The 17,743-nt window shown below is 52.1% G+C and carries 19 protein-coding genes; 14 read left to right on the top strand and 5 right to left on the bottom strand.

All coding sequences use genetic code 11. The features are described from left to right. Positions 1-14: 14 nt before the first annotated feature. Genes murJ through TDIS_RS08375 form a run of 4 tightly spaced genes read left to right on the top strand, consistent with a single transcriptional unit; the run spans position 15 to position 3,824 of the window. Positions 15-1,568, top strand: a complete 1,554-nt coding sequence (gene murJ / locus TDIS_RS08390) for a murein biosynthesis integral membrane protein MurJ (protein ID WP_068671264.1) — start codon at positions 15-17, stop codon at positions 1,566-1,568. Continuing rightward, complete coding sequence (locus TDIS_RS08385; RefSeq protein WP_068671262.1) at positions 1,565-2,242, top strand: GGDEF domain-containing protein; 678 nt, start codon at positions 1,565-1,567, stop codon at positions 2,240-2,242. The genes murJ and TDIS_RS08385 overlap by 4 nt, the downstream gene beginning before the upstream one ends. After that, positions 2,243-3,322, top strand: a complete 1,080-nt coding sequence (gene aroC, locus TDIS_RS08380; RefSeq protein ID WP_068671260.1) for a chorismate synthase — start codon at positions 2,243-2,245, stop codon at positions 3,320-3,322. Then, positions 3,306-3,824 carry a flagellar basal body-associated FliL family protein gene (locus tag TDIS_RS08375; RefSeq protein ID WP_068671258.1) on the top strand — a complete coding sequence of 173 codons (519 nt, stop codon included), beginning with the start codon at positions 3,306-3,308 and terminating at the stop codon, positions 3,822-3,824. Before aroC ends, TDIS_RS08375 begins: the two co-directional genes overlap by 17 nt. On the opposite strand, the gene TDIS_RS08370 is transcribed toward TDIS_RS08375, so the two are convergent. Then, positions 3,821-4,015: a DUF4911 domain-containing protein gene (locus TDIS_RS08370; RefSeq protein ID WP_068671255.1), complete on the bottom strand. Its 195-nt coding sequence runs from the start codon at positions 4,013-4,015 to the stop codon at positions 3,821-3,823. The genes TDIS_RS08375 and TDIS_RS08370 overlap by 4 nt on opposite strands. A gap of 59 nt (positions 4,016-4,074) precedes the next feature. Between TDIS_RS08370 and recJ the strand changes: the two genes are divergently transcribed. The 3 genes from recJ to TDIS_RS10885 are packed head-to-tail and all read left to right on the top strand — an operon-like array spanning position 4,075 to position 7,672. Next, positions 4,075-5,823: a single-stranded-DNA-specific exonuclease RecJ gene (recJ, locus tag TDIS_RS08365; RefSeq protein ID WP_068671253.1), complete on the top strand. Its 1,749-nt coding sequence runs from the start codon at positions 4,075-4,077 to the stop codon at positions 5,821-5,823. Between the two features lie 4 nt (positions 5,824-5,827). Further along, positions 5,828-7,186 carry a phosphomannomutase/phosphoglucomutase gene (locus tag TDIS_RS08360; RefSeq protein WP_068671251.1) on the top strand — a complete coding sequence of 453 codons (1,359 nt, stop codon included), beginning with the start codon at positions 5,828-5,830 and terminating at the stop codon, positions 7,184-7,186. 9 nt (positions 7,187-7,195) lie between these two features. Next, positions 7,196-7,672: a DciA family protein gene (locus tag TDIS_RS10885; protein ID WP_161939506.1), complete on the top strand. Its 477-nt coding sequence runs from the start codon at positions 7,196-7,198 to the stop codon at positions 7,670-7,672. Here TDIS_RS10885 and TDIS_RS08355 read toward each other — a convergent pair. The 4 genes from TDIS_RS08355 to recN are packed head-to-tail and all read right to left on the bottom strand — an operon-like array spanning position 7,554 to position 11,623. Next, the gene (locus TDIS_RS08355; RefSeq protein ID WP_068671249.1) at positions 7,554-8,336 is read right to left on the bottom strand and encodes a tRNA1(Val) (adenine(37)-N6)-methyltransferase; all 783 of its coding nucleotides are present in this window, start codon (positions 8,334-8,336) and stop codon (positions 7,554-7,556) included. The genes TDIS_RS10885 and TDIS_RS08355 overlap by 119 nt on opposite strands. Next, complete coding sequence (locus TDIS_RS08350; RefSeq protein WP_068671247.1) at positions 8,327-9,094, bottom strand: SAM hydrolase/SAM-dependent halogenase family protein; 768 nt, start codon at positions 9,092-9,094, stop codon at positions 8,327-8,329. Before TDIS_RS08350 ends, TDIS_RS08355 begins: the two co-directional genes overlap by 10 nt. After that, positions 9,091-10,023, bottom strand: coding sequence for a hypothetical protein (locus tag TDIS_RS08345; RefSeq protein WP_068671245.1), 933 nt, complete (start codon positions 10,021-10,023; stop codon positions 9,091-9,093). The genes TDIS_RS08350 and TDIS_RS08345 overlap by 4 nt, the downstream gene beginning before the upstream one ends. After that, a complete protein-coding gene (gene recN, locus TDIS_RS08340; RefSeq protein WP_068671243.1) occupies positions 10,016-11,623 on the bottom strand; it encodes a DNA repair protein RecN in 1,608 nt (535 codons plus the stop codon). Before recN ends, TDIS_RS08345 begins: the two co-directional genes overlap by 8 nt. Before the next feature lie 61 nt (positions 11,624-11,684). On the opposite strand from recN, the gene recA reads away from it, so the two are divergent. The 7 genes from recA to TDIS_RS08305 all read left to right on the top strand — a co-directional run. Continuing rightward, positions 11,685-12,707: a recombinase RecA gene (gene recA, locus TDIS_RS08335; RefSeq protein ID WP_068671241.1), complete on the top strand. Its 1,023-nt coding sequence runs from the start codon at positions 11,685-11,687 to the stop codon at positions 12,705-12,707. Then, complete coding sequence (gene rfaE1, locus TDIS_RS08330) at positions 12,707-13,681, top strand: D-glycero-beta-D-manno-heptose-7-phosphate kinase (RefSeq protein WP_068671239.1); 975 nt, start codon at positions 12,707-12,709, stop codon at positions 13,679-13,681. Before recA ends, rfaE1 begins: the two co-directional genes overlap by 1 nt. Before the next feature lie 16 nt (positions 13,682-13,697). After that, positions 13,698-14,969, top strand: coding sequence for a phosphopyruvate hydratase (gene eno, locus TDIS_RS08325; protein ID WP_068671237.1), 1,272 nt, complete (start codon positions 13,698-13,700; stop codon positions 14,967-14,969). Between the two features lie 363 nt (positions 14,970-15,332). After that, entirely contained in the window at positions 15,333-16,238 is a 906-nt protein-coding gene (locus tag TDIS_RS08320; RefSeq protein ID WP_068671235.1) for a hypothetical protein, read from the top strand. 310 nt (positions 16,239-16,548) lie between these two features. Beyond that, positions 16,549-17,046 carry a hypothetical protein gene (locus TDIS_RS08315; RefSeq protein ID WP_068671233.1) on the top strand — a complete coding sequence of 166 codons (498 nt, stop codon included), beginning with the start codon at positions 16,549-16,551 and terminating at the stop codon, positions 17,044-17,046. A gap of 147 nt (positions 17,047-17,193) precedes the next feature. Further along, on the top strand, positions 17,194-17,379 hold the full coding sequence (locus TDIS_RS08310; RefSeq protein ID WP_068671231.1) for a hypothetical protein: 186 nt from the start codon (positions 17,194-17,196) through the stop codon (positions 17,377-17,379). Between the two features lie 49 nt (positions 17,380-17,428). Beyond that, positions 17,429-17,743, top strand: a 315-nt coding sequence (locus TDIS_RS08305) for a transposase (RefSeq protein ID WP_161939505.1), incomplete at its 3' end; no start/stop codon positions are given.

The following is a 17,743-nucleotide window of genomic DNA, read 5'->3' as shown; positions in this document are numbered from 1 at the left end:
CGGTTCGGAAGAAGATGGAAAAAAAGACCCATGATAGCGCTCAGAGAGTAGCCCGGGGGGCGAGATCCGTAACGGTGGCGGTGATCATAAGCCGCCTCCTAGGGCTGGTGCGCGAACAGGTGCTGGCCGCCCTTTTCGGAGCCACCTCCCAGATGGACGCCTTCGTAGTGGCCTATCGTATTCCAAATCTCCTGCGTGACCTCTTTGCGGAGGGAGCCCTGGGAATGGCCTTTACCAAAGTCTTCAGTCATTATCGGGAAAAGGAAGGGACCGAAAGGGCCTTCAAGGTAGCCTCCGAGGCCCTCACCACCTTCGGACTCTTAGTCCTGCTGGTGGTAATCTTGGGCGAAATCCTGGCCCCCCAAATAGTAGGGCTTCTGGCCCCGGACTTCAAAAACTTCGTGGGCAAGTTCGAGCTCACCGTCCTCCTTACCCGTATCATGAGCCCCTTTCTCTTTTTTATAAGTCTAGCGGCGGTACTCGCCGGAATGTTAAACAGCCTAGGAGTCTTCTTTTGGCCGGCCTTCTCTTCCGCCCTTTTCAACGCCACCTCCATCCTAGTGGGCCTGGTCCTCTATTTCCTTTTTAGATTTCTAGGATACCCCGGGGTCATCGGGATGGCCCTGGGAGTGCTCCTCGGAGGGGCCATGCAAGCGGCCTTCAATTGGCCCTTTCTCCGAGCTAAGGGATTTAGGTTCTCTCCGGTCTTGGCGCCTCGGTCTCCGGCCGTAAGAGAGATCCTGAAACTCATGGGACCCTCTGTGATAGGCCTTTCGGCCGTCCAAATAAACATCTTCCTCAACACCTACTTTGCCACTTCTTGCGGAGAAGGAGCGGTCTCCTGGCTGGCCTACGCCTTCCGTCTCATGTATGTCCCCTTGGGACTCTTCGGAGTAGGACTTTCTCTGGCCCTTCTCCCCGAAGCCAGTCGTCAGGCCGCCCGCAATGATATCGAACTTCTAAAAAACACCTATGTCTCCTCGCTTTTGGTGGGTTTGAGTCTCTCGCTTCCTTCAGCCGTAGGGCTGGCCATTCTGGCAAAGCCCATCGTACGGCTCATCTTTGAACACGGACAATTTTCTCCCGAAGACACCCTAAATACCGCTCAGGCCTTAAGCCTTTTTGCCCTAGGGCTTCCGGCTTATGGCATAAGCAAAGTTACGGTGCCGGTCTTTTATGCCCTGGGCAATACCCTAATCCCGGCCTTAGGGAGCTTCCTTGCGGTGGGACTAAACCTTACGGTCGTCCTCCTCACCCTTCCCTACCTCAACTTCAAGGCCGTAGCCCTAGGAACTGCGGTCGCCCTCCTCGGTCAGGCCATTTTCCTTATGGGCTTTTTTTGCTATAAAGTTAAAGGTTTACCTTTCAAAAAATTCTTTTTAGGATTTTTAAAACTCCTCATAGAAGCCGGAGTGATGGGGGGACTGGCCTTCCTTCTGAAAGAAAAGCTGCCCGTACTTCTAAGCATTCTTCTCTGTGGGATGTTCTTTTTGGCAGAGGTCAAGCTTTTAGGTCCTGAAGAAGGACTCCTTTTCTGGAAAATCAAACTAATGAAAAGGTCTAGATGAATCTTCCAGAATACGGTCTTTCCCTTCTAGAAGAACTCCTTGAGAAGGCTCCCTCTCCGGAGATCAAAGAAAAACTCGCCCTCGTAAAGAGGGCTTATCAAACTCTTTATGAAGGATATACCAGGGACTATCTTACGGGTCTTTACAATCGCCGAAGCTTCGAAGAGGCCCTATCGGCCTCCATAGAAAGATCCAAACGAGAGCAAGCCCCTTTTACCTTGCTCCTTCTCGATCTTGACCATTTCAAACGCCTCAATGATACCTATGGACACGTTTTCGGAGATCAGGTCTTAAAGGCTGTAGCCCAAACCATCAAGAATGGTTTGAGAAAACTGGACTTTCCTGCCCGATACGGGGGAGAAGAGTTTGCCGTCATCCTTCCGGGAACGGGAGGTTACGGTGGCCTTAAAGTAGCCAAACGCCTCAAACAGGCCATCGAGGATTTGATCTTTCAGACCCCGAATGGTAAAGTGAAAGCCTCGGTTAGTATAGGTGGAGCTACTTTCAGGCCCTTTTACCGCATGACACCGAAGGAATTCTTAAAAGAAGTGGATAAACTACTTTACCAAGCTAAGGAGGCCGGACGAAGCACTATCGTCTTCAAATCAACCCTTGAACCTTTTACCGAAGGGCTAACTACCGAGGAAAAGACCTTACTTTTCGGGAAAAGATAAATGGCTGGCAACACCTTTGGGACCCTTTTCCGGGTAACTACTTTCGGCGAATCCCATGGCAGAGCTCTGGGAGCCGTCATAGACGGTTGTCCTCCGGGCATTCCTCTTTCGGAGGAGGACATCCAGTTTGAGCTCGAAAGACGCCGTCCCGGGAAACACCTAGGGGAATCCCCCCGCAAAGAGCCCGATCGAGTAGAGATCCTTTCAGGAGTCTTTGAAGGCCAAACCCTAGGAACCCCTATCGCCCTGGTGATCTACAATCGGGACGCCAAATCCGCGGCTTATGAACCCCTAAAAGACATCTTCCGCCCAGGGCACGGTGACTGCACTTATTTCTGGAAATACGGCTTAAGAGACTGGCGAGGCGGAGGGCGTTCAAGCGGAAGGGAGACCGTAGCCCGGGTGGCCGCCGGTGCGGTAGCCAAGAAAGTGCTTGCCGAATACGGCATCCAGGTCCAGGCCTACACCGTAGCCCTAGGTGGAGTGTGGGCCCGTAAACGGGATCTTTCCGAGATCAACAGAAACCATCTCTTCTGCCCGGATGCCGAGGCCTATGAGGAAATGTGTCGTCGCATAGAGGAAGCCCGCCGAGAGGGAGACTCCCTGGGAGGGGTAGTAGAAATCGTGGCCCGAGGTGTGCCTCCCGGGCTGGGAGAGCCGGTTTTCGACAAATTGGACGCCGAGCTAGCCAAGGCCCTTATGAGTATCGGGGCCGTAAAGGGCGTGGAGATCGGAGCCGGTTTTTCGGCGGCCGAAAAAAAAGGTTCCGAAAACAACGATCCCCTTACTCCCGAAGGATTTCTATCCAATAATGCCGGAGGAATCCTCGCAGGGATATCTTCCGGCCAAGAGATAGTTTGCCGAGTAGCAGTCAAGCCTATCCCCAGCATCTCTAGGGAACAGCTCACCATAAACGAAAAGGGCGAGGCCGTAAAAATCCGTGTCGGAGGAAGACATGACGCCTCGGCCATTCCCCGAATTGTGCCCGTGTGTGAGGCCATGGTTCGCTTGGTGCTGGCGGATTATCTGTTGAGACAATTGGTCTTGAAGGCCTTTCGCAACCATGAGACGCTACCTTAAAGTCTTCTTAATTCTTTTAATCATTTCTTTAGCCATTCTAGCCCTCTTCAAATGGACAGCCTTGAAAAACCTGCTCGTCAATCTGAGTGGGTCTTCCGAGAAAACTCCCTCTATGATCCGGGCTTTACCTTTTGAGATTTTACAAGAAAAAAAGAAGGAAAGACTCCCCCTAATAAAGGAAAAACTCACGCCTACTCAAATCCTCATTGAAGACATCGTAGGCAGCCCCAAGGGAGCCCCTCTAGGAAAGTACGTCCGGGTAAGCGTAGTTCTCGAAGCCCTAGATAAGAAGACGGCCGAGGAACTTAGCGGTAGGCAGGGGAATCTCGCTACTCTTATCTTGGATACTATTCAAAGGTTTCCTTACGAAAGGTTCAGAAGTCGGAACGGCTTTATGGAATTCAAAAAAGTCCTAACACAGCGGATCATGTTTCTTTACGGAGACAAGATTCGGGATGTAAGTATCGTAGAGTTTGGATTTGGGGAAATCAGACAGCGTTAAAGCCAGCTTTGAAAGTCCTCCCAAATTTCCTCCCACCGATCTTTTTCTTGAGGAGAAATAAGAAGTTTTATCTTTCCTTCTTTCGCTGATAGGGTCACTGGCAGAGCCAAATGTCCAAAGCCTTCGATTATGAATTTCAAGAAGGCCATTCTTTCTGGTCTGATACTGATTACTACTTCCAGACTCTCCATCTCAAACCTCCGCCTTGACAATTTTTGCCTTTTCTGAGACCTTTGAAAAGGTTCAAAGCATGATCGCTGGCTACCGCTGGGTCCTCAAACTCCCCGAACGGGAACACGTTTTAAGTCTTCAAAAGGAAGGCGGCTTCCCTGAGCTTCTAGCAACCCTCCTTGTAAACCGCGGGTTAACAGATTGGCGCAGGGCTCACACCTTCCTCTATCCCCGGCTGTCGGATTTCGAAGATCCCTTTCGCATTCCGGACATGGCTTCGGCGGTAAGACTCATAGCCGAAACCTTGCTTTCCGGGAAAAAAATCGGACTCTACGGCGATTACGACGCCGACGGGGTTACCGGAACGGCTATCCTCTATCTCTTCCTGAAAGAACTTGGGGCCCGGGTGGAAGTCCTATTCCCTCATCGAGAAAGGGACGGCTACGGTTTTCATGCCCATCTCTTACCCTTTTTCAAGGAGAAGGAGGTAGCGCTCGTTATTACGGTGGACTGTGGGATAAGTGCGCGGGAAGCCGTAGAGGAAGCCAAAAGACTAGGACTCAGGGTCATCGTAACCGACCATCACGAGCTTCCGCCGGAACTTCCCCGGGCCGAAGCCGTCATTACCGGCAAACGTACACCGAGGGGCTCTCCTTTCTATGACCTTGCCGGGGTAGGAATGGCTTTTGCCCTGATAAGGGCCCTGCGGAGCTATCTTTACGAACAGGGATTTTTCGCCGGACGTGAGGTCCCCAACCTTAAACGATATCTAGATCTCGTGGCCTTAGGCACCGTGGCGGACATGGTCCCCCTCGTAGGGGAGAATCGCCTGATTACGGTCTTCGGGCTGGCCGAACTCTCGGAGTCGGAGCGTCCCGCGATCAAGGCCTTGCGCGAGGTTTCAGGAACCAACGGGGCCATAGGCACCCAGGAGGTCCTTTTCCGCCTGGCCCCGAGGATCAACGCCGCCGGAAGACTTAGGGAAGCCCGATTGGCCTTCGAACTCCTAGTCTCGGAAGAGGAGGAGAAGGCCCGGATCTTGGCCCGAGAACTGAACGCCCTCAACTCCGAAAGACAACGGATCGAAGAAAAAATCCTGAACGAAGCCCTTGAAATGATAAAGGGTGAGATCCCCCCGGGCTTGGTGCTCTACAAGGAAGACTGGCCCCTCGGGGTCATCGGGATTGTGGCCGGAAGGCTTGCCGAAAGATTCTACCGACCGGTGGTGCTTCTCACCCGAAAGAAAGATCAGATCAAGGGGTCGGGAAGAAGCATTCCAGAGATAGATCTCTTCAAGGCCTTTCAACGATGCCAGGAAACACTCCTGGGTTTCGGAGGCCATCCGGCAGCTGGGGGGCTAAAACTTGCCCCCGAAGCCCTCCCGCTTTTTGAAAGACAGTTCGGAGAAACGGTAAAGGCCATGCTTACCGAAAAAACCGGCAAGACCACCGTTGACGAGCTCAAACCCCGACTCTTCCTTGAAGCTCGGGCCGAAATCCCGGAACTACTTGATCCAGACTTCCTTGAAGGCTTTCAAAGACTGGCCCCCTTCGGTCCCGGCAATCCTGAACCGGTAGTGGCCCTTTCAAACTTCGAGATCCGGAATCCGCGTCTGGTGGCCGAAAAACACCTGCGTTTTACTCTCTGGCAAAAAGGCACCGGACTTTCAGCCATTTTCTTTCAGGCTCCTCCGGACAAATTAGATTTCTTTCGGAATCTCCCTCAGTTAGGGGGTTTTCATCTGGCTGCCACCCCTTATATCTCCGATTTTAGAGGAGAAAGGTACCTGGAGCTTAAAGTAATCGATCTACAAACCACAGGGAGGTAAAAATATGAAAGTAAGCCCCTATATCTTTAGAGAATACGACATTCGGGGAAAGGTGGACGAAGACTTCACACCGGAGGTAGTACGAGTCATCGGTCGGGCCTATGGCACCGTTATTCGCAGGCGCGGCGGGAAGCAAGTTCTCTGCGGAAGAGATGGCCGGCTTTCGAGTCCTAAACTTCAGCAGGCCTTGATAGAAGGTATCACCTCGGCCGGGATCTCAGTGGCTAATATTGGTATGACCCCTACCCCGGTCATGTATTTCGCCCTGCATTACTTCGAGGGCTTTGACGGCGGCATTCAGGTAACAGGCTCCCATAACCCCCCGGAGTTCAACGGCCTTAAAATCTGTGTAGGTCGGGAGACTATCTATGGGGCCGAAATCCGAGCTCTGAGGGACCTCATTGAGAAGGAAGACTTCGAATCCGGCCAGGCCGAGGTTACCGACCTCGACGCTCTAGGCCCTTACAAGGAATATCTCAAAAAGAACATCCGGCTCAAGCGGCCACTCAAGGTAGTCCTTGATCCCGGAAACGGGGTCTGCGCCCTTACAGCCCCGGAAGTCTTTCGAGCCCTCGGCTGCGAGGTCGAGTGCCTTTTCTGCGAGGTGGACGGGACCTTCCCCAACCATTTTCCAGACCCGGTGGTGAAAGAGAACCTGGAGACCTTGCGGAAGAAAGTCCTTGAAATTGGAGCGGATTTCGGGGTGGGCTATGACGGAGACGGCGACCGACTCGGGGTGGTGAACGAGCGCGGTGAAATCCTCTGGGGAGACCAGCTCATGGTGCTCTTTGCCCGCAAATTACTAGCGGAACACCCCGGAGCCACTGTAATCGGAGAGGTCAAGTGCTCCCAGGTGATGTATGACGAGATCGCCAGGCTCGGTGGTCGGCCCTTGATGTGGAAGACGGGCCATTCCCTTATCAAGAACAAGATGAAGGAGACCGGGGCCCTGCTGGCCGGGGAGATGAGCGGCCATATCTTTTTTGCCGAGCGCTGGTTTGGTTTCGACGACGGGGTCTATGCCAGTCTTCGGCTCGCTGAGATCGTCTCCGAGAGCGAAAAACCCCTTTCCGAACTCCTTGCCGATCTTCCAAAGACCTACAACACCCCAGAAATCCGCACCGAGTGCCCGGATGAGATCAAGTTCAAGGTGGTGGAACGTCTCACCAAGAAGCTGAAAGAGGAAGGTTACGAGGTCGTAGATGTGGACGGGGCCCGGGTGATCTTTCCCGACGGCTGGGGGCTGGTAAGGGCCTCAAACACCCAGCCGGTCCTGGTGCTTCGATTCGAAGCCCAGAGTCCCGAAAGGCTGGAGGAGATAAAGGCCCTTATCGAGGGCAAACTCCAGGAAGTGATGGCCTGAATGGAGGCCTTGGGGAAACTCTTAGAAAATCTCTTGAAGATCCCCGGCTATCGGGAAAGGCTCAAGGCGTGGGGGATCCTTCTCGACTGGGAAGAGGTGGTGGGGGAAGAGTTGGCCCGGCGGACTTGGCCGGTGGCCTTCGCGCACGGAAGACTCACCCTGGGCGTGGCGGACCCCATATGGGGAGCAGCCTTGCGGTTTGAGGCCCCCAAAATCCTTGAGGCCCTGAATAAGGCTGCCGGAGAAAAACTGTTCACTTCCATACGGTTCGTGGTAGGAAAACCTCCGGCCTTCTGGAAACGCAAAGCCAGAAGGGCCTCTCCCCTCTCTCCGGAAGAGGAGGAAAAGGCCCAGCGAGAAGCGGCGCTTATTGAAGATCCGGAGCTGAGGGAGGCCTTTCGAAGGTGGCGGCGAGTCCTTCTTCAGGCGCAGAAAAGAAGCGGGCCACCTCCGAAGAATAAGGCCCCTTCGGTTTCTGGTAGATAAATAGCGGAGGAAGCACCCTCACCTCCGGACCGGCTCCCTTCCTCCCCTCCACCAGGATGAACCGGGCTTCATCTCCGGGATAAGAGTGTACGAACCTCAGGCGCTTGGGTTCCAGACCGTGATTTCGCATCTCTGAGAGGACTTCCGCACATCTCAAGGCCGAATGTACCAGAAAGAGCCGCCCTCCGGGCTTCAGGAGCTCCCAAGCGGCCTCCAGAAAATCCGAAAGATTAGCCAGGGACTCGGTGCGAGCCACGAGGTTCTCCTCATCCGGAGGAAGCCTTCCGGTCTTCGGAGGCTTGAAGGGGGGATTCATCACCACGACCGAAAATCTCCCGGCCTTTAGGGGCCATCTTTTCACGTCTCCTCTCACGGGCAGAATGCTTTTATCCAATCCGTTCGAAGAGACCGTGAGGAATAACGCCCGAGAGAGCTTTTCCTGGATCTCCAGGGCCACGATCCTGGCGGCAGGGAAACGAAGGGCCAAGATGGCGGAGATCACCCCGCAACCGGCTCCTAAATCAGCCACAAGGGCTTCCTTTTTGAGACGCACAAAGCCCGCCAGAAGGAGGGCCTCGATGGAGAAGCGGTAACCATCGCGGGACTGATAGATCACGAGCTTCCCGGAAAAGAGTGTATCGCGGGAAAAGGTCTCTATTCCCATAGAAGGAGTATCTCGGGATCGTTTCCAAAAATCCGGGCGGCTGAGCCCCGATTCACGGCAATCTCAAGGAAACCATCACTTCCTATGAGGGCGAGCGGCTCGCCTTCCGGGGCCTCGGCGTAGGTCCTGACGAAAGGCACCCTCCGGCCTTCCACTACTACGCGGAACCTTCGGCCGGAAAGCGCTTCGGCCGAAAAGTTCAGGATGAGGTTTCCGAAACGATCGACCTTGAGGACCGGAACCCTGAAACCTCCGGGAACCGGTTCCGGCTCCGAAAACTCAAGGAGCACGGGATCGGAAATCTTCGGACCGAACTCCTCAAAGGGGCGTCCGGAAAGGACTTCGGCCGCCACCGGCGCAAATAGATCGCGACCGTGAAAGGTAAATGACGCCTCGGGGAGCCTAAACCGTTCGACCTCGACCGCCCGGATCTCGGCCGTGCGACTGCGCTTCAAGACCAGCGTAAAAAGACCGTTATCCGGCCCCACGAAAAAGTGGGCTTCTGTCCGGATCACCAGTGCCCGTCTTTCGGTGCCCACCCCAGGGTCCACCACCGCCAAGAAGATCGTCCCCACGGGAAAATACCGATAGGAAACTGCCAGTAAATAAGCCCCTTCCCTTACGTCTTGCGGGGAAACCTCATGGGTGAGATCCACGAAAGTGGCCTCCGGGACCCGCGAGAGAATGACCCCTTTCATCACTCCCACATAGTGATCCTGGAGTCCGAAATCGGTAAGAAGGACTATTGGTGGCTTCATGGCGTTATCTCCTCGAGTTCGACTTTTGGAAGCCCACGGGCCTTGGGGGTGTAACGCTTGAGGATCTCCCGCACCCTCTCGGCCTCCCCTCGGCCTTCCACTAAAAGAGCCGTGGGCCCGGGGATTCCACGGATCTTAAAGAGCCGATCCCCAGGACGGGCCAATTCTTGGAGCCTACGGTTTTCGAATTCTTTGCGGCCGAGGATCAACCAGAAACCGTCTTCGATGAAGTGGCGCCCGAAAAGAGCCAGCTCGGCCTCTCTCACGGAAAGACCACCTCTAAGGGCAAGAAGACGTTTCAGCCGTTCACCGATCTGGGGATCGGTCAGGATACAGCCCCCGGCCGGAGAGGGATAATCCGTGATCCCGAACTCCTCGGCTAGCCGCATCTGGGGCTTTCGACCTCGACCGCAAAAGTCATAGAGTCTATCTCTGTCCACAAGCCCTTTCTTTTCGGGTTCGGTGGGCGGAAGCCTCTTGGCACAGAGAGGACGCAGGAGGATCCCGGTAACCCCGGCCTCCTTCTCTATGTGGCGCATGATGTTCCGACGCTGGCTCATGGGTCTCTGGCCCACTACCTCCCCGGTGGCCAGAAAATCCGCCTCAACCTCCGAAAGCATCTCCCGAGCCTTCCGTAACATGAGGATCTTGCAATCGATACAGGGATTGGCCGCGGACCCGAAACCGTGCGGAGGATCCTTCATCAGCTCCAGGTATTCTTCACTTATATCTCGGATGAGTCCCCGAAAACCGTATTTTTCACGCAGCATCCGGTCGAATTCTTCCTCCCGACCTCGCCACTGCCAATGAAAAAACGGCGTTATGAAACGCACTGCCAGTACCTCGAGGCCCTGAGCCTGAAGGACCTTGCCGGCTAGTATGCTGTCAAGACCACCCGAAAAGAGAAGAAGGACTCTGGCTTTAAGCATTCGAGGTAACCCCCATCATTCGCGAAAGCTCCTGTTCCCTCTCTTCCTCAGAAAGAGGTCTTATCCGGGTAAAGGTCTCACCACCGGAGACCTCTTTTTCCACTGCAAAATGGTGATCCGCCAGCTTGGCGATCTGGGGAAGATGGGTGATGCAGATTACCTGCTCGTTTTCGGAAAGCTCGCGAAGTTTCTCCCCTACCCTTACCGCGGTTAGCCCCCCGATCCCGGTATCCACCTCGTCGAAGATGAGACAAGTGGCACTATCCTTTCGGGAAAGGACACATTTCAGGGCCAGGAAAACCCGTGAAAGTTCGCCTCCAGAGGCCACCTTCTCAAGTGGTCTTTCCGGAGTCCCGGGATTGGTGCGCACTAGGAACTCTACCTTATCGAGACCGGAGGCGGTAAGACTTTCGGCAGAGGCCGGCAAGGTATTGACCTCCGCCCGGAATTCGGCTCCGGAGAGGGCCAGGGAAGAAAGCTCTTGGGTAACCTCTTCGGACAAAACCCCGGCGGCCTTTCGCCGTCTATCGCTCAAAGATTTCGCCCTTTCAAGGACCTCTTTGAGGAGCGCCGTTTCCCGGTTCACAAGTTCTTGAAGTCGCTCCTCCCCGGTTTCCAGGGTTTCCCGTTCGGCCCGGAGTCTTTCTAAAGTCTGCAAAATTTCTTCCACTGTACCTCCGTACTTCCTCTTAAGGCGCTCCAAGCGGCTCAAACGGGCCTCGATCTCCTCAAGTCGAGAGTCGTCTTCGGGGAGATCGGCCCTCCGGGAGGCCATCTCTCGAGCCAATTCCACGGTTTCGTAATAAAGATTCTCAAGCCTTTCGGCATGAGACTGGAGTTCGGCATCAAATTTTGCGAGTTCGGAAAGGAAGCCACGGGCTTCGGCCAAGGCCTCCGCAGCCCTATCAAGAGAAAAGGCGGCTTCTTCCAGTCCCCCTTTGAGTCGGGAAAGGTGCCGCAAAACCTCCCTTTCCCGGACGAGCTCCTGATCTTCCTCCGGGGAAAGGCCGGCCTCTTCTATCTCCCGAATTTGATAATCCAGAAAATCCCGGCGTCTCTCGATCTCCGAAAGTTCCCTCTCCAGGTTCTCCCTCTCGGCCGAGACCTTCCTCCATTCCGAAAAGACCCGTCGATAAGCCTCAAGCTCTTCCGTGAGCCCCGCGAAGTCATCCAGGACCGAAAGCCTGTAATCCGGAGAGAAGAGCAATCGGAACTCGTGCTGCCCAGTGAGCACGATGAAACCCCGAGTAAGTTCAGAAAGGATCTTGAGAGTAGCCGGCGAGCCGTTGACATAGACTCTGGTTCTTTCTGGGGAGATCACCCGCCTGAGGAGGACTTCCTCCGAGGGCTCAAACCCCAGGGCCTCAAGGCGTTCCCGCAATAAAGACCCGCCGTAGATAAGGGCCTCCACCACGGCTTCCTTGCGACCGGGACGGATGTAATCCGGGCCTCCGCGCTCACCCAGGATGAGCTTCAAGGCTTTGATCAAAAGGGATTTCCCGGCCCCGGTCTCACCGGTAAAAACGGTAAAACCGGGCTCAAAGGTAAGCAAAAGCTCCTCGATGAGGATAAAATTTTTGAGCCTTAACTCCAAAAGCATGTTTTCTTATTATAAAACATGCTAAAATACTTCCGAAACCTTCAAAGGGAGGAGTTCTTTTATGTCGCTTGACAAAAAGAAAGCCGTAGAAGCGGCCATCAAACAGCTCGAACGCCAGTTCGGCAAAGGCGCCATCATGCGCCTTGGCGAAACCGAACGCAAGATCGAAATCCGAAATATCTCTACCGGTTCGCTTGGTGTTGACATTGCTACCGGTATAGGAGGCATACCCAGAGGACGAGTTACCGAAATCTACGGCCCGGAGTCCTCGGGTAAGACTACGTTGGCCCTGCACATCGTAGCCGAAGCCCAAAAAGCGGGAGGGGTAGCGGCTTTCATAGATGCCGAACATGCCTTAGACGTCCATTACGCCAGGAAACTAGGCGTAAACGTGGAAGACCTTTTAATCAGTCAGCCGGATACGGGTGAACAGGCCTTGGAGATCGCGGAGGTTCTAGCCCGAAGCGGAGGTGTAGATGTCATCGTGGTGGATTCGGTGGCGGCCTTGGTGCCCAGGGCTGAACTCGAAGGTGAAATGGACGAACAACAGGTAGGCCTACAGGCGCGGCTCATGTCAAAGGCCATGCGCAAACTCACTTCCGTAATTGCCAAAACCGATACGGCGGTCATCTTCATCAACCAGACTCGCATGAAGATCGGAGGTTTCGGTTACGGACAACAGGAGACCACCACCGGTGGCATGGCCTTAAAGTTTTACGCCACTCTCCGGCTCGACATCCGCCGCATAGGTCAGGTGAAGGAAGGAACCGAACAGATCGGCAACCGTACCAGGGTCAAAGTGGTAAAAAACAAGCTGGCCCCCCCTTTCAGGGAAGCCGAATTCGACATCCTTTTCGGAGAAGGCATTTCCAAGGAAGGAGAACTCATAGACTTGGGACTCGCTATGGGCCTAATCGAAAAAAGCGGCTCCTGGTTTTCCTATAATGGTGAACGCCTGGGACAGGGCCGAGAAAACGTAAGACGGCTCCTAAAGGAGAAACCTGAACTAGCCCACGAAATCGAGGCCCGCATCCGAGAAATGGCCGGTCTGCCAACCAAAGAAACTGCCACCGAGGAAGCCTAATGGAACCTTCTGAGCTTAGAAATAAGATCTCCGAACTCTCCGTGCTGGTGGTAGGCGACGTCATGCTCGACCAGTATTTCTGGGGGGATGTAAATCGCATCTCTCCCGAGGCTCCGGTGCCCGTCTTTCAATTAAGGGAAATATCGCATGCCTTGGGAGGAGCGGCCAACGTGGCCGCCAACCTCAAAGGACTCGGTTGCGCAACGGAACTCTGTGGCTTCATCGGTGAAGATCGCGAAGGGGAGATCTTCCTTGAACTCGCCCGCAGAAACGGGCTCGGCATCTCGGGCCTCACACGAGATCCTTCCAGGCCCACCACGGTCAAGACTCGCGTCATAGCTCGTTCCCAACATCTTCTCCGTATTGACACCGAAAAAATCAAGGCTCCTGATGCCGAAATCAAAGAAACGCTCAAGGCTCGTCTCGAAGGACTTCTAGACCAGGTCCAAGCCATCATCCTTTCAGACTACGCCAAGGGGGTCTTCCTTTTCGAAGGCTTTTGTGTTTGGCTCATTGAAGAAGCCCGGAGACGGAAGAAACCCGTTTTCGTGGATCCCAAAGGGCTAAACTGGCACAAGTACTATGGGGCTACCTGTATCACTCCCAATCATAAAGAGTTTGCTGAGATTGCCCGGCAGGAAGGTCTTTCTCCGGAAGACCTTTCCGGAAGTTGTGAAAGACTGGTCGAAAAATACGGCCTAAACTTTATGGTGGTCACCCTAGGAGCGGAGGGCATGTACCTTTATCATCCCGAAGAAGGAGCCTGGCACTTTCCGGCCCGAGCCCGGGAGGTTTACGACGTCTCCGGAGCCGGAGACACGGCCATTGCGGCCCTTACGGCCTTCTACACCGCCGGTCTTCCCCTCAAGGAAGCCGTCTCTTACGCCAACCTCTGTGCCGGAATCGTAGTCGGCAAAATGGGCACCAAACCCATTCTATGGGAAGAATTCGAAAGGGCTTTAAGAGAAGAATAAAAAGGAGGGGGTTGAAATGGGAGAAATCGTAGAAATCAGAGCTCGGGAGATCCTGGATTCTCGGGGAAATCCTACGGTGGAGGCGGAAGTTTTTCTTGATTCCGGAGCCTTTGGACGGGCAGCCGTGCCTTCCGGGGCCTCCACCGGAACCCATGAAGCCCTGGAACTGAGGGACAAAGAGGGGAATCGTTATAAAGGTAAAGGGGTGCTTACGGCGGTTCAGAACGTAAACGAGATTATCGCCCCGGAACTCATCGGACTTGAATCCACAGAGCAGGCCGAGATCGACCGTATCCTTATCGAACTTGACGGCACGGAGAACAAGAGTCGTCTCGGGGCCAACGCCATCCTTGCGGTCTCCATGGCGGTGGCTCAGGCCTCGGCCGCCGAAGCGGGGCTTCCCCTCTACGCCTATCTCGGAGGAGTGGGGGCCAGGGTGCTTCCGGCTCCTTTCATGAACGTTCTAAATGGTGGGGTGCATGCCGACAACCCCCTGGATATCCAGGAGTTCATGATCATCCCCTGCGGAGCCGGAAGTTTTGCCGAGGCCCTGCGCTACGGAGCCGAGACCTATCACAGTCTCAAAGCCGTCCTCAAAGAAAAGGGCCTTTCCGTCTCGGTGGGAGACGAAGGCGGCTTCGCCCCCCAGATCAAAAACAGTCGAGAGGCCCTAGAGTTCCTCATGATGGCCATCGAGAGGGCGGGCTATCGGCCCGGAGAAGACATCGTGTTGGCCCTGGACGTGGCGGCCAGCGAACTTTTCCAAGACGGAAAGTATCAGCTCGAAGGCCAGGAACTTTCCTCCGAGGAAATGATCCGCTTCTATGAAGACCTCATCCAGAACTTTCCCATCGTTTCCATTGAGGATCCTTTGGCCGAGGACGACTGGGAGGGCTGGGCGGCCCTGTGTCGCGAGCTCGGAGACAAGATCCAGATCGTAGGCGACGACATCTTCGTGACCAACGTGAAACGCATCCGAGAGGGTATTGAAAAACGGATCGCCAACGCGGTCCTCATCAAGCTCAACCAGATAGGTACGGTCTCCGAGACCCTTCAGGCCATAGAGCTTGCCCATCGGACCGGCTGGCGGACGGTCATCTCGCACCGTTCCGGTGAAACCGAAGACACTTTCATCGCGGATCTATCCGTAGCGGTCAACGCCGGCCAGATCAAGACCGGCGCCCCCTGCCGCAGCGAGCGGGTGGCCAAGTACAACCAGCTCCTGCGGATCGAAGAAGAACTGGGGGCCTCAGCCCTCTTCCCGGGCTGCGAAATGTACCGGAAGTAGTTTTCCAGAAAATACACGGTGGCCGGTTTCTCCACACCGGCCACCTCCCCTACCTTCCTGCTTCCCAACAAACCAAAAAATTTTAAGCCATTTTTGTGAAGTTTTCCGCATTTAAAATACGTTATCAGACATTAATTCCGCCAAAAACCCGAACTTGAAACTTGACTGCATTAAGCACATAAGTTACTGGAAATTCAAATATCCCTATTAAAGGGTAGAGACTAATATCCAATTAATAAGGAAAAGTTAGTGCAAAGAGGGGGGCTTTCTATAGCTACGCCTAAAGAGGCAAACTTCCTTTTCGCAGACCTACTATACAGCGGGCCGCTGAGTTTGGGCGTTATATAGAGGAAGGAAGAAAGAATGCCTATACAGAATCTAAATCGTTTTCTGAGACAGTATTTTGTTGAATCATTACCGGATATACCTCAAGTTTTTATTGATGCAATAGATAAATTACGAACAAGTGAACTATTGAAAAATGCAGGGCAAATTCAGGTTAACATCATTTTTGATGATATCCAAGTAACAGGAACTATTGATCAAGTTAGAAATGATATAAATCAAATCCCGGAAGAGTGCGAATTTCATAGTTTTAATGCATCAATTGTCATTAACGAGAATCCTCGTAAAACAATAAACATGAGCTATACTGCTCAGAACAGAATTTTTACTTTTCAGACTCAAAATTTTACAAGAGAACAATCTAGACAGCTATTCGACCTTATAAAAGATAAGTTTCCTAAAAGTCATAGAGAAGTAACAGGTGAGCCTAAGGCTGAAGAGCAAGTTGTTCCTGTCAAAGAGAATTTCCTTCCAGGGCCTTTTGCTCCAACTCCTATACCAGATGAAGTTTCTGCAAGAAATGTCTTTGTCATAATGAGCTTTCAGCCCGAATTTAGAGATGCTTATTATGTGGCAATAGAACCTACATTGACTAAACTTGGATTTAAGCCTGTAAGAGTAGATCAAATTCAACATAATCGTACTGTTACAGCGGAGATATTAACTCAAATTGAATCCGCTGCATTTGTTGTCGCTGATTTAACAGGAGAGAGGCCGAATGTATACTATGAGGTAGGATGGGCTCATAGAGCAAATAAAGAGGTTGTGCTTCTTGCAAGAAAGGGAACTGCGGTTCACTTTGATGTCGCGGCGATAAATCGAATTGAATATAATGATTATACCGAGTTATGTGAATCATTAGAGAAAAGAGTAAGAGCTATTGCCAAGAAACTTGGCCTAAATATAGAAGAAAATACTACATAACAAATCGCTGCAGTGGATGCGTGTTTCGCTGACGCTTCGCAGACGCCACCGAGCTTTGTCATTATATCATAAAAGAAACAAATGAAAGAAATGAATGAATTATATGCGCAAATGAAGAATACATTTATGATGCGGATACAAATAAGTTAGCCGAAATCACAAAAATTTAAAGGGATTAAGAGATGTCAGTTTTTCGTCATACTACAACTGATATTATAAAAAGGCTGAAGAAACACTGAAGACAGCAGAACAAGGTTTAGAGGATTTAATTAAAGGACCACCAGAAAGAAAGCTATCAGGTCTAAGAAATTTGATTGTTTTTGGTCGTGCTGTTACTAATGTTCTTCAAAATCTCCGTTCTATAGAACCAGATTTTGATGCTTGGTACGAGAAATATAGAGAAGAAATGAAAAATGATTCTCTTATGAAATATTTCTATAAATTACGTTCAAAGATACTCAAAGAAGGATTGTTAGAAACCTCAACCCGTATCTATATAAGGCAGCTCCAAATTCCTGAAGATTTAACCCGCTTTGGTCCTCCACCACCAAATGCAAAAGGGTTCTTCATAGGCGATAAACTTGGTGGTAGCGGATGGGAAGTTCAACTCCCTGATGGTTCTATAGAAAAATATTATGTAGAACTTCCCCAAGATATTGGTTTCGTAAGTTTACATTTTCCGGATGCACCTAAGTGCCACCTAGGACAGGAAATAAATGATACTTCGATCCCAAATCTAGCTAAACTATATATTGATTATCTTCGTCACCTAGTAATGGCAGCAAAGGAAAAATTCAGACCAGACTAAATAGAATATGACTTTGCCTAAAAACAAATATTCAGTTCGATATTTTTTTACCCACACGCTTACAGGTCATACATATCAGCAAGATATTAGATTCGTATTTCGAAAATGAGAAAAAAATACATAATTTGGTTGTAGAGATAATCAAATATGATCATAAAAGATCGTGATTCAAGAGAAAGAGATATTAAAGAACTGAAAAAATTATTGTCTTCTTACAATCTCTCTCCGAAGCAGAAATTTCTCATAGAACGGGAAATATATGCAATTAAAAGAGGAGATTCCGGAGAAGACGATTCTGCTTATTATATTGAGACCTTTGCAAAATCAGATTGACAATTTTATTTCTCATAATAAACTCACTTAAAAACTAAAGGAGTTGAGCATGTATAAGAAACAGCATACTCAACTCACTTTCGGGGAAAATATTCTTTACCAAAACCTCCCTGATGACCTCCTCCTAGAACTCGACCGCCTCATCAACTGGAAACCCTTCGAACGCATTCTCTCCAAACTCCATCCCTCCTCCGTAGGACGCCCAGCCTACGATCCCCTCCTCATGCTCAAAATCCTCATCATCCAGCAAATCTACGGTCACTCCGACCCCGAAATGGAAATCATGCTCTACGGCAACCTCTTCTACCGCCGCTTCCTCGGCCTTTCCGCTACCGATCCCGTTCCCGACCACTCCACCATCTCC

The organism is Thermosulfurimonas dismutans (genome assembly GCF_001652585.1).
In the GTDB taxonomy this organism is placed as follows: Bacteria; Desulfobacterota; Thermodesulfobacteria; order Thermodesulfobacteriales; family Thermodesulfobacteriaceae; genus Thermosulfurimonas; species Thermosulfurimonas dismutans.
The sequence above is the reverse complement of the archived record's forward strand: the minus strand, read 5'-3'. Positions and strand labels throughout refer to the sequence as shown.